The 25,403-nt window shown below is 67.5% G+C and carries 25 protein-coding genes; 13 read left to right on the top strand and 12 right to left on the bottom strand.

Going from position 1 to position 25,403, the window contains the following annotated elements; all coding sequences use genetic code 11:
- Positions 1–41 precede the first annotated feature (41 nt).
- Genes ACIBCN_RS30260 through ACIBCN_RS30245 form a run of 4 tightly spaced genes read left to right on the top strand, consistent with a single transcriptional unit; the run spans position 42 to position 5,191 of the window.
- A complete protein-coding gene (locus ACIBCN_RS30260) occupies positions 42–1,397 on the top strand; it encodes a hypothetical protein (RefSeq protein ID WP_396995180.1) in 1,356 nt (451 codons plus the stop codon).
- Positions 1,397–2,422: a hypothetical protein gene (locus tag ACIBCN_RS30255; RefSeq protein WP_396995101.1), complete on the top strand. Its 1,026-nt coding sequence runs from the start codon at positions 1,397–1,399 to the stop codon at positions 2,420–2,422. Before ACIBCN_RS30260 ends, ACIBCN_RS30255 begins: the two co-directional genes overlap by 1 nt.
- A 1-nt stretch (position 2,423) precedes the next feature.
- Complete coding sequence (locus tag ACIBCN_RS30250; RefSeq protein ID WP_396995100.1) at positions 2,424–3,932, top strand: tetratricopeptide repeat protein; 1,509 nt, start codon at positions 2,424–2,426, stop codon at positions 3,930–3,932.
- Positions 3,929–5,191: a CHAT domain-containing protein gene (locus ACIBCN_RS30245; RefSeq protein WP_396995099.1), complete on the top strand. Its 1,263-nt coding sequence runs from the start codon at positions 3,929–3,931 to the stop codon at positions 5,189–5,191. Before ACIBCN_RS30250 ends, ACIBCN_RS30245 begins: the two co-directional genes overlap by 4 nt.
- Position 5,192: 1 nt before the next feature.
- Here ACIBCN_RS30245 and ACIBCN_RS30240 read toward each other — a convergent pair whose 3' ends face one another.
- The 7 genes from ACIBCN_RS30240 to ACIBCN_RS30210 form a co-directional block, all read right to left on the bottom strand.
- Entirely contained in the window at positions 5,193–5,480 is a 288-nt protein-coding gene (locus ACIBCN_RS30240) for a type II toxin-antitoxin system Phd/YefM family antitoxin (protein WP_396995098.1), read from the bottom strand.
- A gap of 40 nt (positions 5,481–5,520) precedes the next feature.
- Positions 5,521–5,925: a nitroreductase family deazaflavin-dependent oxidoreductase gene (locus ACIBCN_RS30235; RefSeq protein ID WP_396995097.1), complete on the bottom strand. Its 405-nt coding sequence runs from the start codon at positions 5,923–5,925 to the stop codon at positions 5,521–5,523.
- A gap of 75 nt (positions 5,926–6,000) precedes the next feature.
- Positions 6,001–6,840, bottom strand: a complete 840-nt coding sequence (locus ACIBCN_RS30230; RefSeq protein ID WP_396995096.1) for an alpha/beta fold hydrolase — start codon at positions 6,838–6,840, stop codon at positions 6,001–6,003.
- Between the two features lie 207 nt (positions 6,841–7,047).
- A complete protein-coding gene (locus ACIBCN_RS30225) occupies positions 7,048–7,344 on the bottom strand; it encodes a hypothetical protein (RefSeq protein WP_396995095.1) in 297 nt (98 codons plus the stop codon).
- 90 nt (positions 7,345–7,434) lie between these two features.
- On the bottom strand, positions 7,435–8,160 hold the full coding sequence (locus ACIBCN_RS30220) for an amino acid ABC transporter ATP-binding protein (protein WP_396995094.1): 726 nt from the start codon (positions 8,158–8,160) through the stop codon (positions 7,435–7,437).
- Positions 8,161–9,957, bottom strand: a complete 1,797-nt coding sequence (locus ACIBCN_RS30215) for an ABC transporter substrate-binding protein/permease (protein ID WP_396995093.1) — start codon at positions 9,955–9,957, stop codon at positions 8,161–8,163.
- Between the two features lie 247 nt (positions 9,958–10,204).
- Positions 10,205–10,999 (bottom strand): LLM class F420-dependent oxidoreductase, encoded by a 795-nt coding sequence (locus ACIBCN_RS30210; RefSeq protein WP_396995092.1) that lies wholly within the window; start codon positions 10,997–10,999, stop codon positions 10,205–10,207.
- A 233-nt stretch (positions 11,000–11,232) separates the two neighbouring features.
- On the opposite strand from ACIBCN_RS30210, the gene ACIBCN_RS30205 reads away from it, so the two are divergent.
- Both ACIBCN_RS30205 and ACIBCN_RS30200 read left to right on the top strand, forming a co-directional pair.
- Positions 11,233–12,318 (top strand): ABC transporter ATP-binding protein, encoded by a 1,086-nt coding sequence (locus ACIBCN_RS30205; RefSeq protein WP_396995091.1) that lies wholly within the window; start codon positions 11,233–11,235, stop codon positions 12,316–12,318.
- A gap of 497 nt (positions 12,319–12,815) precedes the next feature.
- Entirely contained in the window at positions 12,816–13,559 is a 744-nt protein-coding gene (locus tag ACIBCN_RS30200; RefSeq protein ID WP_396995090.1) for a hypothetical protein, read from the top strand.
- A gap of 14 nt (positions 13,560–13,573) precedes the next feature.
- Here ACIBCN_RS30200 and ACIBCN_RS30195 read toward each other — a convergent pair whose 3' ends face one another.
- Complete coding sequence (locus tag ACIBCN_RS30195; RefSeq protein ID WP_396995089.1) at positions 13,574–14,095, bottom strand: winged helix-turn-helix transcriptional regulator; 522 nt, start codon at positions 14,093–14,095, stop codon at positions 13,574–13,576.
- 99 nt (positions 14,096–14,194) lie between these two features.
- Between ACIBCN_RS30195 and ACIBCN_RS30190 the strand changes: the two genes are divergently transcribed.
- Positions 14,195–15,364 (top strand): thiolase family protein, encoded by a 1,170-nt coding sequence (locus tag ACIBCN_RS30190; protein WP_396995088.1) that lies wholly within the window; start codon positions 14,195–14,197, stop codon positions 15,362–15,364.
- Between the two features lie 40 nt (positions 15,365–15,404).
- Here ACIBCN_RS30190 and ACIBCN_RS30185 read toward each other — a convergent pair whose 3' ends face one another.
- Together ACIBCN_RS30185 and ACIBCN_RS30180 are read right to left on the bottom strand one after the other, a co-directional pair.
- Positions 15,405–15,734, bottom strand: coding sequence for a hypothetical protein (locus ACIBCN_RS30185; RefSeq protein WP_396995087.1), 330 nt, complete (start codon positions 15,732–15,734; stop codon positions 15,405–15,407).
- Positions 15,735–15,836: 102 nt separating this feature from the next.
- The gene (locus ACIBCN_RS30180; RefSeq protein WP_396995086.1) at positions 15,837–16,229 is read right to left on the bottom strand and encodes a hypothetical protein; all 393 of its coding nucleotides are present in this window, start codon (positions 16,227–16,229) and stop codon (positions 15,837–15,839) included.
- A 153-nt stretch (positions 16,230–16,382) separates the two neighbouring features.
- Here ACIBCN_RS30180 and ACIBCN_RS30175 point away from each other — a divergent pair, with 153 nt between their 5' ends.
- Positions 16,383–17,363, top strand: coding sequence for an o-succinylbenzoate synthase (locus tag ACIBCN_RS30175; protein ID WP_396995085.1), 981 nt, complete (start codon positions 16,383–16,385; stop codon positions 17,361–17,363).
- 70 nt (positions 17,364–17,433) lie between these two features.
- On the opposite strand, the gene ACIBCN_RS30170 is transcribed toward ACIBCN_RS30175, so the two are convergent.
- Positions 17,434–17,952, bottom strand: coding sequence for a TIGR04338 family metallohydrolase (locus ACIBCN_RS30170; protein WP_396995084.1), 519 nt, complete (start codon positions 17,950–17,952; stop codon positions 17,434–17,436).
- Between the two features lie 82 nt (positions 17,953–18,034).
- Entirely contained in the window at positions 18,035–18,901 is an 867-nt protein-coding gene (locus tag ACIBCN_RS30165) for a DUF2786 domain-containing protein (protein ID WP_396995083.1), read from the bottom strand.
- Positions 18,902–19,022: 121 nt separating this feature from the next.
- Here ACIBCN_RS30165 and ACIBCN_RS30160 point away from each other — a divergent pair, with 121 nt between their 5' ends.
- The 5 genes from ACIBCN_RS30160 to ACIBCN_RS30140 all read left to right on the top strand — a co-directional run bounded on the left by ACIBCN_RS30160 (position 19,023) and on the right by ACIBCN_RS30140 (position 25,403).
- Complete coding sequence (locus ACIBCN_RS30160) at positions 19,023–20,324, top strand: ABC transporter substrate-binding protein (RefSeq protein ID WP_396995082.1); 1,302 nt, start codon at positions 19,023–19,025, stop codon at positions 20,322–20,324.
- 136 nt (positions 20,325–20,460) lie between these two features.
- On the top strand, positions 20,461–21,393 hold the full coding sequence (locus ACIBCN_RS30155) for a carbohydrate ABC transporter permease (protein ID WP_396995179.1): 933 nt from the start codon (positions 20,461–20,463) through the stop codon (positions 21,391–21,393).
- Complete coding sequence (locus ACIBCN_RS30150; RefSeq protein WP_396995081.1) at positions 21,393–22,271, top strand: carbohydrate ABC transporter permease; 879 nt, start codon at positions 21,393–21,395, stop codon at positions 22,269–22,271. The genes ACIBCN_RS30155 and ACIBCN_RS30150 overlap by 1 nt, the downstream gene beginning before the upstream one ends.
- Before the next feature lie 229 nt (positions 22,272–22,500).
- Positions 22,501–24,756 carry a transglycosylase domain-containing protein gene (locus ACIBCN_RS30145; RefSeq protein ID WP_396995080.1) on the top strand — a complete coding sequence of 752 codons (2,256 nt, stop codon included), beginning with the start codon at positions 22,501–22,503 and terminating at the stop codon, positions 24,754–24,756.
- 188 nt (positions 24,757–24,944) lie between these two features.
- A complete protein-coding gene (locus ACIBCN_RS30140; protein WP_396995079.1) occupies positions 24,945–25,403 on the top strand; it encodes a GyrI-like domain-containing protein in 459 nt (152 codons plus the stop codon).

Genomic DNA, 25,403 nt, shown 5'->3' with positions numbered 1-25,403 from the left:
CAAAAGTCCGTTAACCTGGTCGAATGCGACGACCGCGCGCCATGGTGCTCGACGAGGTGTGGCGCAAGCTCGACGGCGTCGAACCGCTCAGTGGTCCGCACGGCGGGCCGTTGCGCCGCACGGTGAAGCTGATCCTCGATCCGCTGGTGATCCGGCCAGTCCAGCATCCGGCGTGCGCCGGGCCGATCGTGACGGCCGACGGCGCGGTGCTGCTCGCCGCGCGGGTGCACGCCGCGGCGGATGTGCTGCGCGCGACGGCGGCCTGGTTCACGGTGCTCAAGCAGGTGCGACGGGCGTTGCGGATCACCGAGGGGCATCCACAGGATCTTTACTTCCAACGGTGTTTCGAGCTGGCTACTACCTCGGGGATGCCAGATCCATTGCAGGACAGGGCAATAGCCGAGGCAACGCTGCGCGATGTGCACGACAACGCGGCGGGCCGCACCACCCAGGCGTTGAAGGAGTATGTCGCCGAACGGACTCCGGAGCTCGCGACGCTGGTCGAGGTCGCGTGGCGACGGCGGCCGTTGACCGGTCCGGCAGGCGGTGACCACACCGGTGCGTTCACCGAACTGCTCGACGCCTGTGCCGCGGCCCGACTGGAGCAGCGGCGGGACAACGGGCATACGGCACTGACCGCGCTGGTCGGTGCCCATGCGGGGACACATGCCGGAATCCGGCTCTGGCGGTCCGAACCCGGTTATTCCGCAGCGGGACTGGGACTCACGACACATGCCGTGGCGCAGCCACCCGCCGTCGGCGCGTCGGCCTCGACATCCACCCTGGGCCTGCCGTTCGATCGCACCGTGTACGAGCGAGTGTTCACGGCGTTGCAGGCATCCAGTGAACGCGCTGAGCTGCCGCCGATTCCGGAGTTGGTGACCACCGAGATCGCCAGGAGTTGTGCGCCGTGGGCGCTGTTGGACGAGACGCTCCGAGTGACGGCAACGGCGGGCGTTGCCCTCGCGCAGGGGCTTTCGCCGATCGGAACGGCAGTTCGGCGCCCGCGATCCGACGCCGATGTGGCACGCTTGCCCGCGGCGGGTGCGCGCGAGACCACGGCGCACCGAGTTATCAACAGCCGCTGGCAACGTGAGGCCTACGTGTTGCAGGCTCGTCGGCTGGCGGTGCGCGTCGACCTCGACTCGCCACCGGCCGGGCCGCTCGCCGCTATCGCCACGGAGTTGTCCACCCCGTGGCGGCCATACCTGCGGCGGCTGTGGGTTCGCCTGCACGGCCGCGATGTTCGGGAATTCGCGGTGGACGACCCGGATGAACTGTGGGATCTGCTCGACGGCGTGGCACGCTCGGTCATCCTCGATCACCGGACGCGGGTCAAACGGGCGCTGAGTGCGGGTGCGGCCGAATCGGATTCGACGGAATCGAGGGCGAGCTGATGAACGAGACGGTGCGGATTCGGCGGGCGGCCGACGGGCTCCTGGTCGTCGCGCCTGACGGTGCGCCTACCGTCCTCGATGACGCGGCGGAGATCGACGTGCTGGTACTCGAGGCGGCGGGCGGGCACCTGACGTGGAGTCTGCTTGCCGGACAGTCCCTTCCGGCCGCCGTGATCGATGACGTGCAGCTCGCCCAGGACTGGCTCTGGGCGGTCTACGGCGAAGAAGTCGCACTGGCGGTCGACGCGGGTGAAACCGGCGAGCTGACCGCCGTGCCCGGCTTGCCGGAACTCGTGTCGAGCGCTCGGCGGCTCGGGTACGCGCACTGGGCGGCGCGGTGGTGGCCCGCGTCGATCATCGATGGCATCGCGCCACTGGACGAGCGGCTGTTGCTGGACGACATCGCGACGCTGTCCGAGGCGTGCGAGATGATCGTCGACGGCGCGGACGAGCCGTTCGAAGTCGCCGAACCGCCGACCGGCCAGGTATCGGAGACACGCGGCCGCGCCGAAGATTACGCGCTCGCGGCGGGTGCGGCCACCGCCGCTCCGGGTGCCTTGGTGCTGGCGCGCGGCACCGGTGGCTGGGACTGGCGCCGCTGCCCACCCAGGTTGCTCGATGCCTCGGAACAGGCGGTGTCGTGGGAAGTGGTGCGCCGGGCCGCGGACACGACCGTCGCGGTGCGCGCGGTCGCCGCGCCGCAGAGCCACTTTCCGTCCTACCTGCATCCCCACGTGCTGGTCCGCACGGCCGCCGGAACCGCCGACGCGGCGCTGACACTTGCCGGTGACATGTGGACCACCGAGGTGCCCGCGCCCGACGGCGCGGAATCCGGTGTGGCCGTGGCAATTTACGTACCGGGCGTCGGCTCGGACAGCACTGAGCACGGCGGCCCGATGGTTCGCCAGCGGCTGCGCGACCTCGCCGTCCGGCGACTGCGCCGCGCGGCCGACCCGGTCGAGGATGCCGGTGATGCCCCCTTGCTCGCCGAAATCGACGCCGCCGCTTCGGATTCGGACTTCTGAGATGCCCGGCGAGACGTCCGAAGACGGTCGTGCCCTGCTCGCCGCAGGCGCCGAAGCGTACACCCGCGGCGACACCGCAGGAGCCTTGCGCATCTTCGAGGACGCCGCGCGCAACACCACCGGCGACGTCCGCGTCGGCGCCATCGTCAACGCGGCGAGTATGGCGGATGAACTCGGCGATCACGCCGGATCGCTGCGCCTGTACCGCGAGGCGCTCGCCGCCATGCCCGAGGATGCCCCGCGGCTGCGCCCCAACACGCTGGTCAACATGTCGCAGGCGTTGCAGCACCTCGGCGAACTCGACGCGGCGCAGGAAGCCTTGGAGCAGGCACGGGAGTTACTCGCCGAGGCCACCGACCAGGGTGTCCTGCGGGTGGCCTGCCTGCTGTCGTTGACCGCCGTCGCCCTGCACCGCCAGAACTGGGCATACGCCGCCGAACTGGCCACCGAATCCCTGGACGCGGCACGGCGTTTCGCTCCACAGCTGGCCGGTCATCCACTGATGAACCTGGCCGCGACATATTTCGAGACCGGGCGCCGCGACCTCGCGGTCGACTTCGCCGGGCAGGCGCTCGCCGCGTTCGAGGCGGCGGGCGACCGCAATGCCGTCGCCGAGACCCAGCAGAACCTGGCCACCATGCTGGTCCGCACCGATCGCTTCGACGATGCCGAGGCGCCGCTGTGGGCGAGCCAGCACTACTTCGAGCAAGCCGGGCTCGGCTATCGCGCCGGAATCGGGCTCAAGACACTGGCTTTCCTCGCCGAAGGTCGCGAGGATCTCGCGCAGGCGCAGGATCTGTACAGCCGGAGCCTGGCCTACTTCGTGGCGTCCGGTGCGGTGCTGGATGCCGCCGACCTGCGCATGCGCCTGTCCACCGTGGCGTTCAAGTGCGGCAGGTACGAGGAGTGCGAGGCGTTGCTCGCCGAGGCCTTCGACGCGTACGCTGAGCGCGGTCTCGGTATGCACTGTGCCCAGCTCGATTACTGGCATGCGACGCTGCTGGAGAGTGCCGTCGTGGACTCGCCCGAACTGCTCACCCGAGCCGTCGATGTCGCGGTCCCCGCCGCACTGGCCATCGATGCGGTGCGCTACACCCTCCCCAACGGCAACCAGCGGGACCAGTGGAACCGTCAGATCGCCGACCCCGCCATGCGATTGGCTTTCCGCTTCGCCTACCTGTCCGGCAACGGGCTGCTCCTCGCAGATTTGATCGAAACACAATGCGCGGGAACCACCTTGAACATCGATAGATCCGAGGACGGCCGCGCGATCCGGCTGCCGCTCGAACTCCTCGATCCCCCAGCCGATCTCGCCGAGCAGCCGGGAACCACCACGCTCCAGTTGGGCGCGGCACTCGCCGAAGTCGCGGCCAGCGCGGGCCTTCCGGTTTCCCCGCCGCCACGCCTCGCGCTCGCCGCCGAGGGTCGTATCGCGCTGGCTCCCTACCTCGCCGCCGCCGAACAACGCTACGGCAGGGTGATCCGAGACGACCGGGTGCTGACGGTATGACGCAGGAGCAGCCGACCGTCGTGGTGCGGATGGCGGACGCGGGAGATGTCTACCTGTCCTGGCGTTGGATCGGGGATACCGCGCCACGGGGTGCCGCCATGCTGCCGGGAGAGCCGGTACTCGAGGCCGTGCGGCGGCTGTCCGACGCGCTGCCGCAGCCAGCCGCGCCTGGTGGGCTCGAACGTGCCATGACCACCGGCGCTTTCGCCGAGCTCGACAGCGAGTACCTTGTCGCCCAAGCTCTTTCCCGAGCGCTGCTGCCGCAAGCACTGGCCGCTCAGCTGTACGAGCTGTATCGACGCGGCGTCCGCCCGCACATCCGGCTGCAGCCCTCGCCGCGGGTGGCTCAGGTCCCGTGGGAGATCATCGCCCCGGGCCCGGAGATCCGGCTGATCGACATCGCCGATGTCAGCCTGCTCGCACCGGCCGGCATCGTGCACGCGCCGGGCCGCACCGCGCGCAGCTGGGCCGGCACCCACCGCGCACCCGTTGTCGCCGTGCTGGATCCGCGCATCCCCGGCTTCCGCGCCGATTCGATCCTCGGCTCGGTGCTCGGCCGCATGCCCGCGAATGCCCCACTTACCCAACGGATCGCCGAGTACGCGGCCCAGGATCGCCTATGTCCCGCGGTGCTCGACCCGACGGAGGCGTTCCGCCGGACCGATATCGACCGCACCTGGCTGAGCAAGGTACTACGCGACGGCGCGAGCCGCCTGATCTACGTCGGCCACGTCACCGCCGCGGCACCGGAGTCCGGCCAGAGCGAGGACGCCGAACTCCACCTGGCCTGCACCGCCGACACTCTCGGCTTCGCCATCTCCACCCGCACCCACCGCCCCTTGTCCGCCAAGGACTTCCTCCTCGGCACGCATACGCTTGCCCCGGAACCCGCTGACGGCCAGGACCTTTGGCCCATACCGAGCCGAGTCGCGCTGATCGCCTGCGAGAGCGGCGGCGACATGCGCTTCACCGAGGCACTCGGGCTGACCGCGGCGATGATCAACGGCGGCGCCGAACTGGTGACGGCGAGCCGCTGGCCACTGCCCACCGATCTGGCCTTCCACCGCATCGCGGGCGCGCCGCCCGACGCCCACCCGCTGCAACAGGCCATCTGCGCCATCGACGCTGCGCACGAACAGCCGGACCCGGTCGCCGAGCTCGCCGCATGGCAACGCGAACGGCTGCACGCCTGGCGCACCGAACGCACCATCGCGCATTCGCCGCTGCTCTGGTCGGCGTTCGCCACCCTGTGCACCTGAGTCAGCCACGCAGCCCGCGGTCCACGGTCGGATGCACGCCGAGCACATCGAGCATCTCCGAGATGGACATCGCCCGGAACTCGGTCGCGCCCGCGTAGCCGGGTCGCGCGGCGTCGGCCAGCTCGGCGTAGAGGTGCAGGCGGTCGTAGTCGGCCATCGACATGACGACCGCCACCTCGGTGCCGTCATCGGTGATGACGGCGTCTTCGCCGGTCGCTATTACTTCGCGGACAACGGCGGTGATGTCGGCGGACAGCTCGTGCAGATTGCGTGTGTTCGTGTTGGGCATGCTCCGCATTCGGAGCGGCACGCCCTTTTGGATCGGGGCTTCACCGTCTTGTTAGCGAGACGACCGGAATTGTGCGGTCGGTTTTGGTTTCGTGGTCCGCGAAAAACGGATAGAGCTGCTTCAACATGGTCCATAGGTGGTCGCGTTCGGCGCCCGTGATCGGAGTGGCGACAGCGTCGTATTTTTCGTCGCCGACTTCGACGATCACCTCGGGGTTGCTGGCCAGGTTCTGATACCAGTCCGGATGCGTCGTCGCCCCGACGTTCGAGGCGATGACCAGCAGCCGGTCGCCGTCGCGATGGAACATCATCGGCGTGGTGTGCGGTTTGCCGGTACTGCGGCCGGTGGTGGTGAGCAGCACCAGTCTCTCGCGGTGCATGCCCTCGATCTCGCCACCCGCGCGGAATTGGGTGATGGTTGCGCGGTTGATTTCTTTGACGTCCATGAACTCGCCTCCGGTGCGTAGACCTTATTGTCCACAATTCACTCCCGGTGGCGCTGTGTCAGGCGAACGGCCGCCTTAGGTGCGGTGCGCGAGGAGGTGCTGCATGAGCAGGCGGGTCAATTCCTCGGGCGCCTGCTCGGGGATCCAATGCGACACTTCCTCGAGCATTTCGAATCGATACGGTCCGGTCACGTGCTTCGCGGTGGCCATCGCCGCGGTGGAGCCGATGGAGCTGTCTTCGGTGCTCCACACGTACATGGTCGGCACCGACACCGGTCCGGTCGGCCCGGACAGGTGCATCGCGCGGTACCAATTCAGGGCCGCGGTCAGCGCCTCGGGCTGGGAGAGACGGTGCACGTACTCGTCGATCCGTTCCGCCGGGATCTTCCATTCGAAGATCTTCCGGAGCCCGGCCCCCTCGTCCATCAGCAGCGCCCGCTCGGCCACCCGGCGGGTGCGCAGCAGCGAAAAGTATTGCGACCGTTGCGCCTGATCCTCGTCCTCGGTGATCGCTCGCAGGAAGGCGGCGGGATGCGGCAGCGACACCGCGGTGAAACTGCGGACCCGCTCGGGCATATCCGCCGCTGCCGCCCACCCGACATAGGCCCCCCAGTCGTGCCCGACCAGATCGAAGCGCTGCCAACCCAATTGGTCGGCGATCGCGAACACATCGCCGACCAATTCGTCGAGCCGATAGTCGGCGACATCGTCCGGCCGCACACCGGGCGAATACCCTCGCTGATCAGGCGCTACCACGTGGCACCCACCGCCACCGAGCGCATGCAGCTGGAACTCCCACTCGATGGCCGCCTCCGGAAACCCGTGCAGCAGCATGACTTCCCGTCCCCCGACCTCGCCGCTGCACAGCGCGTCGAACGTCCCGGCAGCGGTAGAAATCTTGATTGCCTCGATCACGTGGTTGACTCTAGGGCCCCTCGTTATCTCCGCGGTCAGTCACACGGTCGCGGAACGGGACGACTGGTTTCGCAACCACATGGGTAACTCGCCGGGTACCGACTAATGCACCCACATACTCACCGCGGGGCGCCGGCGTTCCGGTGACCGCACCTAGATCTGGCCTGAAGACGCGGAGAGGCGGAGAGGCGGAGAGGCGGACGAGCCTCAGTGCTCGTCGTAGTGCCCGTCGTGGGCGGCGTGGCGGTGGCCGTCGTGCACGTAGTCGACGTGGTCGCCGTGCTGGACGGTGTCGTGGCCGCAGTCGGGGCCGTGCGCGTGCGCGTGATCGGTGTGTTCGGCGTGGCCCTGCGGTTCGCACTCGTCGTAGTGGCCGTCGTGTTCGCGGTGCAGGTGGCCGTCGTGCGCGTAATCGACGTGATCACCGTGCTCGATCACCGCGTGCCCGCAGTTCGGGCCGTGCGCGTGGTCGTGCTCGGTGTGCTGCATATGTGCCGTGGTCATCAGATCTCCCTCTTTCCAAGCGTGGACAGATGGATATGTGAGCGCAGACACATTAGCAGATGCGCATCAGTGAAGTTAACTAAGGGTGCGCTACAGCACCTGGGAGAGGAAGCGTCGCAGGCGCGGAGTCTCGGCGTTGTCGAACAGCGCGTCGGGCGTGCCTGTCTCCACGACCTGCCCCTCGTCCATGAACACGACGCTGTCGGAGACCGTGCGCGCGAAGCCCATTTCGTGGGTCACCACGATCATCGACATGCCGCCCGACGCCAGGTCGGCCATCAGCGCGAGCACACCCTTGACCAGCTCCGGATCCAACGCCGAAGTGGCCTCGTCGAAGAACATCACCTCGGGCTTCATGGCCAGCGCACGAGCGATGGCGACCCGCTGCTGCTGCCCGCCGGACAGGTTCGCGGGCCGCGCGTCGAGCTTGTCGGACAGGCCGACGATCTCCAGCTGCTCAACGGCGACCGCGCGCGCCTCGTCCTTGGACAGTCCGCGCAGCTTGCGCGGGCCGAGCGCGACATTGTCGGCGACGCTCTTGTGCGGGAACAGGTTGAAATGCTGGAACACCATGCCGATGCGCTGGCGCAGCCGGTCTGGATCCTCGGTGAGCACCGACTTGCCGTCGAGCAGCACATCGCCCTGGTCCGGCTCGTGCAGCCGGTTGAGCACGCGCAGCAGCGTCGACTTGCCGGAGCCGGACGGGCCGATGACCGTGGTGGTCTTGCCCGCGTCGACGTGGATGTCGATGCCGCGAAGGATGCGGTTGTGCCCGAGCTTCAGGTGCAAACCGGTTCCGGTGAGGGAGGAACTCATCTATCCGCGCCCTTCCGTGATCGTGGCGGCCTCGACCTGGTCGATCGGCCGGTCCGGCCCGCCGGTGCGCATGCGGCGGTCGATGTAGTTCACCAGGTGGGTGAGCGGGATGGTCAACAGCAGGTAGACCAGGCCGGCGGCCACCAGCGGAGACAGGTTGCCGGTCTGCGCGTTGAGGTCGCGGCCGACCGCGAACAGTTCGCGCTGGGTGGCGAGCAGGCCGAGGAAGTAGATCAGCGACGAGTCCTTGATCAGCGCGATGAACTGGTTCATCAGCGCCGGCAGCACCCGGCGGACGCCCTGCGGGATCACCACCAGCGTCATTGCCTGCCGGTAGCCGAAACCGATGGCGCGGGCCGCTTCCAGCTGACCGGCTTCGACGGACTGGATGCCGGAACGGAAGATCTCGCCGATGTAGGCGGAAGCCAGCAATGCCAGCGCTACCGCGCCGAGCCAGTACGGGTTGCTACCGGTCACGTTGCGCACCACCGGGCCGATGCCGAGGCCGATCAGCAGGATGATCACCACGGCGGGCAGGCCGCGGAAGATGTCGGTGTAGACCCGGGCCGGCCAGCGCAGCCAGCGGGTCCTCGCGATGCCCGCCACCGCGAGCAGCATGCCGAGGATGGTGCCGAGGACGCCCGAAACCACCGCGAGGATCAGGGTATTCGGCAGGCCGGTCTTGAACAGGTCGGGAAATGCCTTGCGGTACAACGACCAGTCGAAGAAGGTGTCCTTCAGCTGTCGCAGCGTGGATTTCGGCGCGACCGCCGTGGTGTCGGCCGGTTTGCGTTCCGCGGCAAGGGCGGCGAAGTCCGGCAGCTGCGGTAGCTGCGCCGCCTTGGAGCCCGGTTTCCAGCCCGGCGGCAGCTGCCTGGGCACCCAGTCGCTGTACAGCTTGGCGTAGGTGCCGTCCGCGATGACCGCGTCCAGGCCGCTGTTGAGCGCGTCGGTCAACGGCTGGTTGGTCTTGGCGACCGCCCAGCCGACGAAGTTGTCCAGGCTGAAGGTGTTCTGCACCACCGCCGTTCCGTCGCCCGGCTTGATCGCGCCCTCGGCCTGCGCCGACGGCGCCACCCAGGCATCGACCTGGCCGGACTTCAGGTTGGCGTAGGCGGTGTTGTAGTCGGGGAACTTCACCGGATCCAGGTGCAGCGTGTTGATCACGTACTCGTCCTGCACCGTGCCCTGCACCACCGCGATCCTGGTGCCCCGGTTGAGGTCCGAAAAGCCCTTGATGCCACCGGAATTCGGGGCGACGAGGGAGAAGTAGCCGAAGTCGTAGCCGTTGGTGAAGCCGACCAGCTGACGGCGCGCGTCGGTGGTGGTGATGCTCGACGAGCCGACATCGAAGCGGTTACCGGCCACCTGGGCGAGCAGCCCGGCGAACTCGGTGCCCGAGAACTCCACCTGCAGGCCGAGTTTCGTGGCGATCGCCTTCAGCAGCTCGTTGTCGAAGCCGGTGAACGAGCCCTGGCCGTTCACGCAGATGCTCGGCGGCGCGTCCGACAGCGTGCCGACGCTGAGCTTGCCCGGCGTGATCAGCCCGAGCTTCGAGGTGTCGATCGAGGACACCGGCGCGGTGGTCGCCGTCGTGTACTTGTCCGCGCCCGCGGTCTGCGCGGAGGCCAGGTTGGTCGGCGCGGCCGAGGCCGCACTCACCCCGGGCGGGGAACACAGGTTGCGTTCCGACGACGCATCATCGGAGCCGGAACCACACGCCGTGGCCGCGAGACCGACAGCAAGCAATATCACGGCGATCAACGCACGAGACCGCACAGCGGGCAGACCAGCCATGATGAGAAACCCTAGCCGCGCCCAAGTGTTATCTCGCAGCTACCCCGCCACCGAAGCCGCGTCATCTGGAATGCGACAAGTCGGACCTGCGGCGACAGAGTTCGGATCAGCATGATCCGAACTAGGCGTGCTGGAAGCATGCCCTGGTCGGCAATCCAGGTCAGCCTTGATCCGAGGGCGTGATCGCACACCATCTAGCCGGTGCACACCAACCCCGTTTGAGCCCTGATCCGACTATCGGTGCCGTTCAGGCGAGCCCGCTGACCGGCTCCGGGTTCACCTCGTCGCGCCAGCGGATCGCTCGCTCGACCTCGCTCAGGTCGTAGCCCGGGCCGCTGACGCCGACGGTGAACAGCGAAACACCGGCCTCGACGAGGGCCGACGCCTGCTCGGCGCCCGGCCACTGCACCGAGCGCTCGATCCGCGACTCGTCGGTGCCGACGGCGGCGCAGTGGTCGGCGAGCACCTTGCTCTTGCGCGCGAGCGAATCGAGGTCGGCGAAGGTGTGCCACAGGTGCGCGTACTCGGCGACCAGGCGCAGCGTCTTCTTCTCGCCACCGCCGCCGATCAGGATCGGGATCTCGCGGGTCGGCTGCGGGTTCAGCTTCTTCAAGCGGGCGCTGAGCCGGGCCATGTTTTCCTTCAGCAGGGCGAGCCTGGTGCCGGGGGTGCCGAACTCGTAGCCGTATTCGGTGTAGTCCTTCTCGAACCAGCCCGCGCCGATGCCGAGGATGAGGCGGCCGTCGCTGATGTGGTCCACCGTGCGTGCCATGTCGGCGAGCAGCTCCGGGTTGCGGTAGCCGCCACCGGTGACCAGCGCGCCGATCTCCACTCGCTCGGTCTGCTCGGCGAACGCGCCGAGCATGGTCCAGCATTCGAAGTGCGCGCCGTCGGGGTCGCCGGTGAGCGGATAGAAGTGATCCCAGTTGAAGACGACGTCGACGCCCGCGTCCTCGGAGCGCAGTACGGCGTCCCGAATCAGTCCGTACTTGGGCGCGTGCTGCGGCTGCAGTTGAACTCCGATACGAACCGCTCGGGTCATGAAAAGCTCCTCGTCGCTCGGCTTGGTCCCCCGATCGAGGCTACCGGCGCAACCGGTATCCGGCTTAGCCTCTCGGCAATCCGGGCCGCGGCCGAGACGCGTTGCACCACCCGCACTTCGCGCGCGAACTCGAGCATTTCGAGCGCGAAACGAGCAGACATAGTAATGTCGCCGGTCAACCCTTACTCGGATCGTCCGGCACGTTCCTGCCGGTGATGGGATGTGATTTTGTCATGGCCACAGTGACCTTCGACGGTGCTACCCGGCTCTACCCTGGCTCCACCAAACCCGCTGTCGACCAGTTGAATCTGGAAATCGAAGACGGCGAATTCCTGGTCCTCGTCGGCCCGTCGGGCTGCGGTAAATCGACCTCGCTGCGCATGCTCGCCGGGCTGGAGGACGTCAGCGACGGACGCATCCTGATCGGCGCCAACGATGTGACGCACGCCGAGCCCAAGGAACGCGACATCGCGATGGTGTTCCAGAACTACGCGCTCTACCCGCACATGACCGTCGCCGAGAACATGGGCTTCGCGCTGAAACTGGCCAAGGTCGCCAAGGCCGAGACGCAGAAGCGGGTGCTCGAGGCCGCGAAGCTGCTCGACCTGGAGCCGTACCTGGATCGCAAGCCGAAGGCGCTGTCCGGCGGTCAGCGGCAGCGCGTCGCGATGGGCCGGGCGATCGTGCGCCAGCCGCAGGTGTTTTTGATGGACGAGCCGCTGTCCAACCTCGACGCGAAGCTGCGCGTGCAGACCCGCACCCAGATCGCGCAGCTGCAGCGCAGGCTCGGCACCACCACCGTGTACGTCACGCACGATCAGGTCGAGGCGATGACCATGGGCGATCGCGTCGCGGTGCTCAAAGACGGTCTGCTGCAACAGTGTGCGACGCCGCGCGATTTGTACCAGGACCCGGTCAACGTGTTCGTCGCAGGCTTCATGGGCTCGCCCGCGATGAACCTGTTCGCGCTCCCGGTGTCCGACGGATCCGTGTCGCTCGGCGGGCATGTGCTGCCGCTGCCGCGCTCCGTCATCGACTCGGCCGAGGGTTCGGTGTCGGTCGGCATCCGCCCCGAGCACTTCGAGCTCGGCAACGGGACCGGTACCGGCATCGAGATGGAGGTCGACGTGGTCGAGGAGCTCGGCTCCGACGCCTACATCTACGGCCGCACCACCTCCGAAGGCAACGCCATCGGCGAAACCATTGTCGCGCGCGCGGATTGGCGCAACCCGCCCGCCAAGGGCACCCGCGTCAGCCTCTCCACCGACCCCCAGCACACCTACTTCTTCTCCGCCAAGGACGGCCGCCGCCTGCACTGAGTGCATCAGCCACCGAGCCCGGTCCGCAACGGACCGGGCTCGGTCATTTCCCGACACCTTTGTCAGCGCGCCAACCACCCCGCGAAGCCGCGCGACAAAAACGGCATGATCACCCACACCATGGCGCCCACCGCCACCGGCAGAATGCACGCCGGCCGCAACGGCGTCGGAAGCGGTTTTCCGCTCCCAACCTCTGCGCCCGCGGTAAATCCGCCGTCACTGAGAAGACGAGACAGCCCCCACATCTGTGACAGCGATCGCCGCGGCAGGCTTGCCCCGCCACCGCTCGCCGAGGCGCACATCCAGTAGGGCCTCGGCACCGAATACCTGGCGAGGTCAGGAGCCACATCGAGCGAAATTTCGTAGGTGCGACTGTGGTGTTACTGCCTTCAAAAACGAAGAACCCCCGCGACCTAGCTGCCGCGGGGGGAACTCCATGTGTTTACGAGGGACCTTGTCCTCGTATCTGTACTCAATGATAGCGGAGGGATCGAGGTATGCCAAAGCACGCGACCATCGTCGCCGTCAATAAACACCTGCATCCCGTTCGGCTGGCTACCTACTCCAAACGCTGTGGAAACGATCCCTTCCAGGCACTCGAGCTATACAAATGGAATCTCCAGTTGTCCGCCGCCTTCCAGCAGGTCCTTGCCATCACTGAAGTCGCGCTGCGCAACGCGATCGATGATCAGCTGCGGACTTGGAATGCCACGCAGCCACACCACACCGACGTCGGTCTTACCCACAGCAGGGACTGGCTTCTCGATCCCGCACGCCCTCTCAACTCCATGACCAGGGACTCACGTAGGACCGCAGGAAAGCACGCACTCGAAGCCGATGGCGGTCGTGGAGTCGGCCACCCCCGCAAGGGTGCTGCGGTCACTCACGACGACATCCTTGCTCAAATCACCTTCGGTGTGTGGACGAAATTATTGCCGACACACGACACCGGCGATGCCAACTACCGTGCACGCCAGGTCCTGTGGCGCCAGGCATTACGGCATGGTTTCCCCCACAACACGACCGATCCGGACGGCTTCATTCTGGCGGCGCGCGCTGGTCGACTGCACGGACTTCGCAATCGTGTTTCGCACATGGAACCACTTCTCAACGTCAACATCGTCGCTCGTCACAACGACGCTCTCCGTCTGCTCGGCGCGATCAGCCCAGAAGTTCGCGACTGGTGTTCAGGGCTCAGCCGAGTTGTCGAACTCCGACGGCAATGCCCGACCAAACTGTGACCAGCAACCTGAGTTCAGCGCTTGGTTTTGCGGGGGTGGATGGTGTCGAGGTAGTCGTCGTTGAGGCGGACGGCTAGTTGTTCGAGGGCGACTTCGTGGCCGGCGTCGCTGCGGATCTGGACGCGGACGGGGGAGCCGGTGGATTCTTCGACGAGCAGGAGTGGGGGTGGGCCGGGTTGGAGGTAGGCGTCGCCCCATTGCATGAGGGCCAGCACCACGGGGAGTAGGTCTCGGCCCATGGGGGTGAGGATGTATTCGTTGCGGGTGCGTTTGCCCTGTTCTTGGTAGGGCTGTTTGGTGAGCAGGCCCGCTTCGGTGAGTTTGCGGAGTTGGGTGGCGGCCGCGGCGTCGGTGATGCCGACTCGCTGGGCGAAGCCGTCGAAGCGGGTGGTGCCGTAGTACGCCTCGCGCAGGATGAGCACGGCCGAGCGGGTGCCGACGAGTTCGATCGCCTTGGCGATCGAGCAATCGGTGGGCTGCCACGAGCTCAGATCAGCCAACGGTCCTTCCATCACTGCTGCCATGACCAACATCATAGCCTCGCTGACTTGCCTCAACTATTGCCAGGCGTAACCTGACTATGTGTCGATAGAGCCAGGCAAGGCCGCCCGGTTCTCGGTCCGAAAGGAAGCACGATGAGAGACGCGGTAATTGTCGAGGCGGTACGCACCCCGATCGGCAAGGGCAAGCCGAACGGCGCGCTGCACGACGTGAACGCGGTAGATCTGCTCGCACACAGCCTGCGCGAAGTGGTCGACCGCAGCGGCATCGATCCGGCGCTCATCGACGACGTGATCGGTGGCATCGTCACCCAGGTCGGCGAGCAAGGCGCGAATATGACCCGGCGCGCGGCACTGGCCGCCGGGTATCCCGAATCCGTCCCCGCGACAACGGTGGACCGGCAGTGCGGCAGCAGCCAGCAGGCGATCCACTTCGCCGCCCAGGGCGTGATCTCCGGGGCCTACGACATCGTCGTGGCCGCCGGTGTCGAGTCGATGGGGCGGATCCCCATGGGCGCCAATCTGATCGGCTCGGCGGATATCTCCGGTGTCGGCTTCGCCGCGCGCTACCCGGAAGGCCTGGTGCCGCAAGGGATCAGCGCCGAACTGATCGCGGCCAAGTGGGGGCTGACCCGCACCCAGCTCGACGAGTTCGCGCTCGGCAGCCATGAAAAGGCCGCGCTGGCAACGAAAAACGGCCTGTTCGCCAGCGAACTCGCGCCGATCAACGGACTGAGCACCGACGAGGGCATCCGGGTCGGCAGCACCCTGGACACCCTCGCCACGTTGCGCCCCGCCTACTACGACGAGGCGATGGCGGCCCGCTTCCCGCAGATCGGCTGGGAGGTCACCGCGGCCACCGCGAGCCAGGTCAGCGACGGTAGCGCCGCGGTGCTGATCATGACCGGCGAACGCGCGAAGGAACTCGGGTTGAAGCCGCTGGCCCGGCTGCACAGCTTCGCGGTGGTCGGCGACGACCCGCTGCTGATGCTCACCTCGGTGATCCCGGCGACCCGAAAGGTGTTGCGGCGCGCCGGACTCCAGATCTCGGACATCGACCTGTTCGAGGTGAACGAGGCCTTCTCGCCGGTGGTGCTCGCCTGGGCACAGGAGACCGGCGCCGACCTCGGCAAGGTGAACGTCAACGGCGGTGCCATCGCCATCGGTCACCCGCTCGGCGCCTCCGGCTCCCGGCTGGCCACCACGCTGGTGCATGCCATGCAGGACCGCGGCGCCCGCTACGGTCTGCAAACCATGTGTGAGGCAGGTGGTTTGTCGAACGCGATGATTCTCGAACGCCTCTGAATCGCGCAGGCGCGGTGCCCATCGCGGGATGGGCACCGCGTCAGAGCACCAGTGCGATCAGAAATCCGGCCACCCATGATTCGATGATCAACGGCACCGCGATCAACGGTGTCCAACCGATCGGCCGGCGCGTACCCGCCTTGCGCACCATCAGCCAACCCGCCCAAATCACCGACGCGGCAATCCCTCCCCAGCCGACGACCTGCGCCACCGACAGATACCGCCAGGCCCGCCCATCGTCATCGTCGCGCGCGACCACCTCGTACAGCGGCACGAAATACGCGGCGAACCAGGCGAAAGCCACCGTGATCAGCGAACCGAACACCGTGCGCAGCAGATCCGGCACCCCGTCTCGCGGTTCCCACGCCATACCCAAGGATGACCCACCCGGCAGCACTGCGCAGCACGCGCGCAAAGTCTCTGGCCGCGCACGAGTTGCGGACCATCACACGCTCAGCAACGCAATTCGTGCTCAGGAGGATGGGTAGACCTGGGAGGCCAGGGCTACGCCGGCGGCGAACGAACCGACGATCATGATCGCGGCCAGCACCGGCCAGTACCACATGTACCAGCGCTTCATCCCGGCCACGATGATCATGATGAGGGAGCCGACCAGGGCGAGGGCGGTACCGCCCCAGGAGACGATGAAGGCGGCGCCGAGGTAGCCGTCGTTGCAGTTGTTCGCGCCACAGGAGTCGGCGGCGAAAGCGAAGAACAGGGTGGCGTAGGCGGCGACCAGGCCGAGCAGTGCCGCGCAGCTGTACAGCACGATGGCGAGCACCAGGTCCCAGGTCCGCGGCTGCGGCTGTTGCCACTCCTGCTGCGGCGGCTGCCATTGCTGCTGCACTGTCGGGTAGTAGGTCATGTATTCAGCATCGCGAGCGAATGGCACTCGCAGGACCGCAAAACTACTCAGTCCGCATGAGGAGAATTCGCATCGGCAACCGAAAACCCCTGGTCAGGCGACCACGGCCGATACTCGGTCCGAACATGACAGCGCCCGATAAGCTGGGCGGCGATGACCGAGCACGTTGTTGAGAGCATCGTCTACGCGATCCCGATGCGCACCCGCTTCCGTGGCATCACCGTGCGCGAGGGGATGCTGATCAGGGGTCCGCTCGGGTGGGGCGACTTCTGTCCGTTCACCGAGTACGACGACCGGGAGGCGGCCGGCTGGCTGGCCACCGCCCTGGAACAGGTGACGGTGGGGTGGCCGGAACCGGTGCGCGATCGGATTCCGATCAACTGCACGGTGCCCGCGGTCGATCCGGAACGCGCGCACGCGATTGTCGCGGCGTCGGGTTGCGGCACCGCGAAGGTGAAGATCGCCGATCATCCCGATTCGCTCGCCGAGGACCTCGCCAGGGTCGAGGCGGTGCGCGACGCGCTCGGTCCGCGCGGCGCCGTCCGGGTGGACGCGAACGCGGTCTGGGATGTCGAGACCGCCGTCGCGCATATCACCCGAATCGACAAGGCAGCAGGCGGTTTGGAGTACGTCGAACAGCCATGCCGGACCATCGAGGAACTGGCCGCGGTCCGCCGCCGCGTCGACGTGCGCATCGCCGCCGATGAATCCATTCGCCGCGCCGAGGACCCGTTGCGGGTCGCCGTCGCGGGTGCCGCCGATATCGCGGTGCTGAAATGCACTCCGCTCGGCGGCGTCCGCCGCGCGCTCCGGGTGGCCGAAGCCGCCGGGCTGCCGTGCGTGGTCTCCTCGGCCCTGGAGACCAGCGTCGGCCTGGCCGCGCAACTCGCCCTCGCCGGTGCCATCCCCGAACTCGACTTCGCCTGCGGGCTGGGCACATTGTCGCTGCTCACCGGCGATGTGGTGGTCGATTCGCTGCCTCGAGTCGAGGGGTATCTGCCTGTGCCGCGGACGCCGCCGCAGCCTGATCCCGCCCTCGCCGAGCAGTACCGGCAGCGTGACCCGGATCGAACCGCGTGGTGGGAAGAGCGGCTGGCCCGCGTGCTGCTACTGGTGGAGGCGCCGCCGGTCTGAGCGGACATTTTTCGCGGCCGGCACGTTGAAATAGCCCCTACAGCTCCGATATTGACCGCACAGACCGGTGCTACCCGAGCCGCACACCGCATCCCAGCATCGTCGCGCGCAGCACCAACGCCGCCTCGGGACCGATGATGCCGTCGACCAATTCCAGGTAGCGGGCACAGAATTCGGGGCCGTGCGGGGCGACCGAGCCGACGTTCGGCTCCAGATGATGGGCCAATTCGTGCAGGATCACCAGCTCGCGCAACGCCCATCCCCTACTGCCCGTATGCAGCGGTACCGCGAGGACCGCGTCGTCGACCTCGTAGTGCGCGGCCGTCGCGCCCGCGCGAGAGCGCACCCGAACCGCGGTCCCGGCGCGATCCCATTGTCCCCGAACCCAATTGAGCGCAAGCACCTTGTCGGCGTAACTCTGCACGGAATCGACGGAGGCGAAGCGCCGTTCGATCGGCAGCGTGAGGTGCGAACCGTACAGCTCGACCGTGCGACCGCCGTGCTCGTCGGCGCGGTCGAACATCCCACGCACCAACTGCTCGGCGTCGTATACCTTGGCGCGCTGCGTATCTCGCACGCTCACGAGCATCGTCCACGAACGGCGCGTACGCGACCGGAGCCAGCGCTGTCCCGCGCGTCCGAACGCAGACACGCCGCAGCCCCGCACGCACTCACGCTGACCCGTTGTTCGAGCCGCGAGACTTGCGCGTCGTCAATTGCCCACGCGCCGCGCCGAGTTCCGGCGAGGTACCCAGGCGCGCCGCCTTACCGGCCCGGTCCCCCGCTCGCCGCGCCGCCGCCGAATGCCCGGCCGACGCCTGCGGCCCACGCCACGTCCCGCGCGCTTCGGACGTGCTGGCGTAGAAGTCGGTGAGCTCGATCTCCTTGTTGCGCAACGCCAGCGCGGTGCTCGCCCCGGCGCTGTCGCTGGGCACCACCTCGGCCTCGACCTCCGCCTTCACCGCGGCCAGCCGCTGCCCGATCCGCGCCGCGAACGCCATCTGAAAGTTCAACCGCGCGGTCACCCCGGCGACCGGCGCTTGCACCCGCCGTTGCACCCTGCGCCCCCAGCGCTTTTCGGTGACCACCTTCTCCACCGTCGCCGAGCGGTACTGCCCGGACTTGATGTATTGATCCGACGCACGCACCATCTGCACGAGCAGACTCGCGTACAGCGCCTCGCAGGTGTCGATATCGGAATCGAAACCGTAGGCGTACACCTGGGTAGAGGTGCGAGCGACATCGCAGCGCACATCGTTGGCGTGCGCGATGGCGACGAACAACTGGACGTAGGTGCGCAGCCCGCGCTTGCCCGGCTCGCCGATCGGGACGACCCGCTGAATGGGCGTCGGCCTGCGCTCACGTCCCGCGATGTGCGCGCGGGCCACCGTCAGATCGATGGACGATCTGGTCGCCAGCCGCTGGGCCGCGGCGAGAAACGCCTCGGCCTCGTGCTCGTTATCGGTGGATTCTGCCTGGCGCAGCAGCCCGCCGATGCGGGTCAGCATCCGCTCGGGAACCGGGTTCGGCGATGTCATCACACGCCAGAGTAGCGAGGACTTCCCGCCACAATCCCCCGAGCCACTCCCGCACCATGTATCTTGCGTTGTGCAACCGGCAGGGTGTGCTAATGCTCACGATCGACTTGGAGTGTCCGCGATGGCTGTGAAAAAGGTGTCGTCCCTACGTACGTCGCTCGTACCGAAGGCCGCGCTCGCGGCCGTCTCGGTCGCGCTGCTGACGGCGACGTTCACCAGCTCCTGCTCCAGCGACAGCGGCGGGAGTCCGGCGAGCCAGAACCTCAGCGGGCGCGGGCCGATCACCTACGTCGAGGGCAAGGACACCACCGAGACCGGTGCGGTCAAGCAGCTCATCGAGCGCTGGAACGCCTCGCACCCGGACGAGCAGGTGACGTTCAAGGAACAGTCGAACGACGCCTCGCAGCAGTACGACGACCTGGTCGAGCACATGCGGTCCAAGCAGTCCAGCTACGACGTCGTCGCGCTCGACGTGCCGTGGACCGCCGAGTTCGCCGCGAAGGGCTGGATCCAGCCGCTGAAGGATTCCTTCGCCATCGACACCTCCGCGCTGCTGTCCCCGCCGGTCGCCAGCGCCACCTACAACAACACGCTGTACGCGGCGCCCCGGAACACCAACGGCGGCTTGCTGTTCTACCGCAAGGACCTGGTGCCCAACCCGCCGAAGACCTGGAGCGAGATGATCGCCCAGTGCCCGGTGGCCAAGGCGCAGAACATCGGCTGCTACGCCGGGCAGTTCGCGCCGTACGAGGGCCTGACGGTGAACGCGGCCGAGGTGATCAACGCCTACGGTGGCAGCTTCGTCGGCGCCGACGGCAAGACTCCGACGGTGAACAGCCCGCAGGCGCGCGCCGGACTCAAGGTTCTGGTCGACGCCTACAAGGACGGCAACATCCCGCAGGAAGCGATCACCTTCAAGGAGCCGGAGAGCAGCAACGCGTTCGCGCAGGGCAAGCTCATGTTCCTGCGTTCGTGGCCGTCCACCTACGGTGACGTCGGCGGCGACGCCTCCGCGGTGAAGGACAAGTTCGGTGTCGCCCCGCTGCCCGGCGAGAACGGCGTCGGCGCGTCCACGCTCGGCGGCTACAACGCGGCGATCAGCTCGTACTCCAAGAACAAGGCCACCGCGCTGGACTTCCTGCGCTTCCTGATCAGCGAGGACGCCCAGCACATCGTCGCCTCGGGCGCGCTGCCCTCGGTGCGTGCCTCGATGTACGACGACCCGGCGCTGATCGCGAAGATGCCGTACCTGCCCGCGCTCAAGGATTCCATCGCCAGCGCGGTGCCGCGTCCGGTCACGCCGTTCTACCCCGCGGTGTCGAAAGCCATCCAGGACAACGCTTATGCTGCGCTCAAGCAGTCCAAGTCCGTCGACGACGCGATCATCGGGATGCAGAAGGGCATCGAGACCGCGGGATCGTAGGCGGAGAGCGCAACGGAACCGACGAGACCCGTAGGAGAGAGAAACGGTGTCGGATCCTTCGGGAGCGGCCAGCACTGTGCCGAGTGACGAGTTCCTGCCACGCAAGCGTGGCCTCGGCGAGACCCTGGCTGTGGAAATGCGTCGCTCCGGTAGGGCGTGGCTGTTCGTCGCGCCGGTGCTGCTGGCGCTGGCGGTAGTCATCGGCTACCCGGTGATCCGGGCGCTGTGGATGTCCTTCCAGCAGGATTCGGGTCTCGACCCGGCGACGGGCATGTTCGTCGAGGGCGGCAGCGCGGGCTTCTCGAACTACACGCACTGGCTGCTACAGCAGTGCCAGGCGGCCGGTGAGACAGTCAGCTGCCCCACCGGCAACCTCGGTTCGCAGTTCTGGCTGGCGATCGGCGTCACGCTGTTCTTCACCGTGGTCACGGTGACGCTGGAGGCCACCCTCGGCCTCGGCTTCGCCATGGTGATGGGCAAGACGTTCAAGGGACGCGCGCTGCTGCGCGCCGCGGTGCTGATTCCGTGGGCGATCCCGACCGCGGTCACCGCGCGGTTGTGGGAGTTCATGTTCCAGTACGACGGGGTGGTGAACCGGGTGCTCGGCACCCACATCCTGTGGACCTCCGACGCGTGGCCCGCGCGGTTCGCGGTGATCGCGGCCGACGTGTGGAAGACGACGCCGTTCATGGCGTTGCTGCTGCTCGCAGGTCTGCAGGTGATCCCGGCCGACGTGTACGAGGCGGCCAGGGTCGACGGCGCCTCGGCCTGGCAGCGGTTCACCCAGATCACGTTGCCGCTGCTCAAGCCCGCACTGTTGGTGGCGGTGCTGTTCCGGACCATGGACGCGCTGCGCATGTACGACCTGCCCGCAATCATGACGCTGAGCAACCCGGCCACCCGGGTGGTCTCGATCCTGGTGGTCGACCAGGTCCGGCAGGGCCCCAACAGCGCGGCCGCGCTGTCGACGATCACCTTCCTGATGATCTTCGCGGTGGCCTTCGTACTGGTGAAGGTGTTGGGCGCCAACGCTGTCCGCACTCAGGAAGAACAGCGGGAGGCGCACTGATGTCTGTTCGGACTGCTGAAAAGCCTGCCGCGCAGTCGGTTCCGTGGACGCAACGGCTTCGGTCGGTGCGGCTCTACGTCGGTGTTGCCATCGTGCTGGTGTGGGGGCTCGGGCCGTTCTACTGGATGACCGTCACCGCGTTCCGCGATCCCGACTACACCTTCGACAGCACGCCGTGGCCGACCCATCTCACCTTCGAGAACTTCCGCAACGCCTTCGACACCAGCCGCGGCAACAACTTCGGTAAGGCGCTGGCCAACAGCGTGATCATCGGCTCGATCACCACCGTCGTCGCGCTGGTGCTCGGTGTGCTCGCCGCGTACGCCCTGGCGCGGCTCACCTTCCGCGGCAAGTACCTGGTGTCCGGGCTGATCCTGAGCGCGTCGATGTTCCCGGTGGTCGTGCTGGTCACCCCGCTGTTCCAGCTGTTCACCAATATCGGCTGGATCGGCAAGTACCAGGCGATGATCATCCCGAACATCTCGTTCGTGCTGCCGATGACCGTCTACATCCTCGCGTCGTTCTTCGCCGAGCTCCCCTGGGAACTCGAGGAGGCCGCGCGGATCGACGGCGCCACCAAGCTGCAGGCGTTCCGGCTGGTGATGCTGCCGCTGGCGGCGCCCGCGGTGTTCACCACCGCGATTCTCGCCTTCATCGCCGCGGTCAACGAATACCTATTGGCCCGACTGCTTTCCAGCGGCGGCACCGAGCCGGTGACCGTCGCGGTCGCCCGCTTCTCCGGCAACAACCCGCTGGTCGAGCCGTACGCCGCGATCATGGCCGCCGGCGTCATGGTGTCGATCCCGCTGGTCATCATGGTGCTGCTGTTCCAGCGGCGCATCATCTCCGGCCTCACCGCGGGTGGCGTCAAGAGCTAGAAACACCGCTCAGGGCAGGTTTTTCCGGCGATAGCCGGAATCACCCGGTGCCGCGTCGGCCCGGTGATAGCATCGCGGGTCACCCACGGCGCGAGTAAAGTCGTGCCCGTGGGGGCCCATTTCCGATCGTTGTTCGTGCAGGTGAGTTTCGGCCGACGCTCCGGGAGGAGATGATCGTGAACGAGCGCCACCAGGGGTATCCGGTGCCGAGCCGCAGCGCGGCGCAGTCGTGAGTTCGTTCGGCAAGCGGCGACGCAAGGCGAGAGCTGAATCGGAGACCGCGCCCTATGCGTCGATCGCAGGCTTCAACGAGCTCGACACCACGCCGGCGCGGCGGAAGCGACACGCCCGCTCGGCACAGAAGTCCACGACACCGCGTCCGACACCCGATCCGAATCACCCACCGCGCACCCGAGGGGAACGCTTCCGGCGCCTGGTGCTCGCCCTGTTCATCATCTTCGGCGCGGTGCCCGCGCTGCTGTTCGTGCTGGTCTACTGGAGCGCCGAGATCCCCGATCCGGATTCGGTACAGACCAATCAGATCGCCACCGTCCTGGCCGCCGACGGCAGCACGGTGATCGCCAAAGTCGTGCCGCCCAACGGCAATCGGACCCCGATCCCGCTGGCCGAGGTGCCACAGCCGGTCCGTGACGCGATGCTCTCCGCCGAAGACCGCAACTTCTACACCAACCCGGGCTACTCGACCGCCGGCTTCCTGCGCGCGGCCCGCGACAACCTGTTCAGCCGGGACAACGCGGGCGGCGGTTCCACCATCACCCAGCAGTACGTGAAGAACGCCTTCCTCGGTTCCGAGCGCACGCTCACCAGGAAGATGCGCGAGCTGGTGATCTCGGCCAAGATGGCCAGGCAGTGGAGCAAGGACGACATCCTCGCCGCCTACCTCAACACCATCTATTACGGCCGCGGCTCCTACGGCATCGCCGCGGCGAGCAAGGCCTATTTCAACAAGCCGGTGAACCAGCTGACGCCGGCCGAGGGCGCGGTGCTCGCCGCGCTCGTGCGCACACCGTCGATCCTCGACCCGGAAACGCACCTGCCCGACCTGACCGCGCGCTGGAAGTACGTGCTCGACGGCATGGTGGAGATGGGCGTGCTCTCGCCGGGCAATCGGGACGCCACGGTTTTCCCGCCGATCATCCCGCTCAACGAGATCCCCGACGACAATGTGGCGCGCGGCCCCGAGGGCCTGATCCGTGCCCAGGTGGTGCGCGAGCTGCGCTCGTCCGGGATCAGCGAACACGAGCTGGACACCGGCGCCCTGCAGATCACCACCACGATCGACGCCAAGGCGCAGCAGTCCGTGCTGGACGCGGTGCATGACCGGCTCGGCGGGCAACCGCCCGAACTGCGCGCCGCGATCGTGTCGATCGACCCGCGTTCCGGCGCCGTGCGTGCCTATTTCGGCGGCGCCGACGGCATCGGCTACGACTACGCCCAGGCGCCGCTGCAGACCGGGTCGGCGTTCAAGCCCTTCGCGGTGGTCGCCGCACAGCAGCAGAGCATTCCGTTGAACCGCATGCTGGACAGTTCGCCGGTCACCGACCGCGGCACCAAGATCACCAATGTGGACGGTGAGACGTGCGGCCGATGCACCATGGCCGAAGCACTGAAGCGCTCGCTCAACACCAGCTTCTACCGGTTGACCATGTCGATGTTCGACGGGCCCAAGGCGATCGCCGACGCGGCACACGCGGCGGGCATCCCGGAGCAGATCCCCGGCGTCGCGGGCAAGACGCTGACCGAGGACGGCGGGCGGCCGCTGAACGGAATCGTGCTGGGGCAGTACCTCGTTCGCCCCATCGACATGGCCTCCGCGTACGGGACGATCGGCGCGTCCGGCGTTTATCACGAGCCGTACTTCGTGCAGCGCGTGGTGACCGGTGACGGGCGGGTGCTGCTCGACCGCGGCGCGCCCGAGCAGCGGACCGGCAAGCAGCTGCCGGACGGCCAGCAGCGCATCCCGCGCGCGATCGCCGAGAACACCACCCAGGCGATGACGCCGATCGCCGCGTACTCCAACGGGCACGCCCTGTCCGGTGGCCGGCCGTCGGCGGCGAAGACCGGCACCACCCAGCTCGGCGAGTCCAAGCTGAACAAGGACGCGTGGATGATCGGCTTCACGCCCTCGCTGTCCACGGCGGTCTGGATCGGCACCGAACAGTCGCAGCCGATCCACACCGCCCGCGGCACCGACATCTACGGGTCCGGCCTGCCCGCCGACATCTGGAAACAGGTGATGGACGGCGCGCTCGACGGCGCCCCGGTCGAACAGTTCCCCGCCGCGGCGGGCGCGGCGGCAGCCATCGCGCCACCGTCGGCGAGCAAGCCGTCGGGCGGTACCTACGACATCCTGAATCCGCCGCCCGGCCCGCCGCGGGAGCCGGTGGTCATCATCCCGCCCGCGCCGCCAACACCTAAGGAAGTGGAAATTTTTCCCGGACTGACCATCCCGGTGCCGGGATAGCGATGATGCTGTGACCTTCCCGCACCCAGGGGAACGGATGACATGGCAGCATCGTTTGCCAGAGTGAGAGCGAACAGCGAGTGTGTCGGACAAGGCCGACGCCGACGCCGCGGGATCGATGCGGAAGGATATGCGCTCGAGCGACGACGCCGCCAATTGGAGACAGACGAGACATAGGGGCTACGCCGGTGGATTTCAATGTCGTTGACCAACCCGAGACGCTGGTGGCGGGAACAGTACTTCGCAGCCCAGCGCTCGCGGTCGAGGGACCGCGCCGCGCGAAAGTCGAAGAGGCGTGGAAGCGCAACCTGGCCCGCCAGCTGCCCGGGGCGCCGACGACCGCGTACGTCGACCACGCGCCGGAAATCAATTCCTACCTGACCCACATCGTCGGCTACCGCTGCCGCAGCGTGGACGACTTATTACCCGGAGACGTGCTGGCCCGGGTGCCAGCGGGCCGATTCGCCCGATTCATCGCCAGCGGGGACAACCTCGGCGACACCATCGTGCACATCTGGCGCTCGGTGTGGGACGCCGAGGCGGCCGGCCGATTCGTGCGCGCGTACACCGGGGATTGGGAGCATTATCCCGACGCGCGCACGGCAGAAGTTTTCGTAGCGCTGGCCGACGATCAAGTCGACGGGTAG

It is taken from the genome of Nocardia sp. NPDC051052 (genome assembly GCF_044456045.1).
GTDB lineage: Bacteria > Actinomycetota > Actinomycetes > Mycobacteriales > Mycobacteriaceae > Nocardia.
Note: the sequence above shows the minus strand (reverse complement) of the source record. Positions and strands in the feature narration are given on the sequence as shown.

Bases quoted from the DNA above. Each gene is read 5' to 3' on its own strand.
- ACIBCN_RS30260 (WP_396995180.1), top strand. From the start codon at position 42: ATGGTGCTCGACGAGGTGTGGCGCAAGCTCGACGGCGTCGAACCGCTC.
- ACIBCN_RS30255 (WP_396995101.1), top strand. From the start codon at position 1,397: ATGAACGAGACGGTGCGGATTCGGCGGGCGGCCGACGGGCTCCTGGTC.
- ACIBCN_RS30250 (WP_396995100.1), top strand. From the start codon at position 2,424: ATGCCCGGCGAGACGTCCGAAGACGGTCGTGCCCTGCTCGCCGCAGGC.
- ACIBCN_RS30245 (WP_396995099.1), top strand. From the start codon at position 3,929: ATGACGCAGGAGCAGCCGACCGTCGTGGTGCGGATGGCGGACGCGGGA.
- ACIBCN_RS30240 (WP_396995098.1), bottom strand. From the start codon at position 5,480: ATGCCCAACACGAACACACGCAATCTGCACGAGCTGTCCGCCGACATC.
- ACIBCN_RS30235 (WP_396995097.1), bottom strand. From the start codon at position 5,925: ATGGACGTCAAAGAAATCAACCGCGCAACCATCACCCAATTCCGCGCG.
- ACIBCN_RS30225 (WP_396995095.1), bottom strand. From the start codon at position 7,344: ATGACCACGGCACATATGCAGCACACCGAGCACGACCACGCGCACGGC.
- ACIBCN_RS30220 (WP_396995094.1), bottom strand. From the start codon at position 8,160: ATGAGTTCCTCCCTCACCGGAACCGGTTTGCACCTGAAGCTCGGGCAC.
- ACIBCN_RS30215 (WP_396995093.1), bottom strand. From the start codon at position 9,957: ATGGCTGGTCTGCCCGCTGTGCGGTCTCGTGCGTTGATCGCCGTGATA.
- ACIBCN_RS30210 (WP_396995092.1), bottom strand. From the start codon at position 10,999: ATGACCCGAGCGGTTCGTATCGGAGTTCAACTGCAGCCGCAGCACGCG.
- ACIBCN_RS30205 (WP_396995091.1), top strand. From the start codon at position 11,233: ATGGCCACAGTGACCTTCGACGGTGCTACCCGGCTCTACCCTGGCTCC.
- ACIBCN_RS30200 (WP_396995090.1), top strand. From the start codon at position 12,816: ATGCCAAAGCACGCGACCATCGTCGCCGTCAATAAACACCTGCATCCC.
- ACIBCN_RS30195 (WP_396995089.1), bottom strand. From the start codon at position 14,095: ATGATGTTGGTCATGGCAGCAGTGATGGAAGGACCGTTGGCTGATCTG.
- ACIBCN_RS30190 (WP_396995088.1), top strand. From the start codon at position 14,195: ATGAGAGACGCGGTAATTGTCGAGGCGGTACGCACCCCGATCGGCAAG.
- ACIBCN_RS30185 (WP_396995087.1), bottom strand. From the start codon at position 15,734: ATGGCGTGGGAACCGCGAGACGGGGTGCCGGATCTGCTGCGCACGGTG.
- ACIBCN_RS30180 (WP_396995086.1), bottom strand. From the start codon at position 16,229: ATGACCTACTACCCGACAGTGCAGCAGCAATGGCAGCCGCCGCAGCAG.
- ACIBCN_RS30175 (WP_396995085.1), top strand. From the start codon at position 16,383: ATGACCGAGCACGTTGTTGAGAGCATCGTCTACGCGATCCCGATGCGC.
- ACIBCN_RS30170 (WP_396995084.1), bottom strand. From the start codon at position 17,952: ATGCTCGTGAGCGTGCGAGATACGCAGCGCGCCAAGGTATACGACGCC.
- ACIBCN_RS30165 (WP_396995083.1), bottom strand. From the start codon at position 18,901: ATGACATCGCCGAACCCGGTTCCCGAGCGGATGCTGACCCGCATCGGC.
- ACIBCN_RS30160 (WP_396995082.1), top strand. From the start codon at position 19,023: ATGGCTGTGAAAAAGGTGTCGTCCCTACGTACGTCGCTCGTACCGAAG.
- ACIBCN_RS30155 (WP_396995179.1), top strand. From the start codon at position 20,461: ATGCGTCGCTCCGGTAGGGCGTGGCTGTTCGTCGCGCCGGTGCTGCTG.
- ACIBCN_RS30150 (WP_396995081.1), top strand. From the start codon at position 21,393: ATGTCTGTTCGGACTGCTGAAAAGCCTGCCGCGCAGTCGGTTCCGTGG.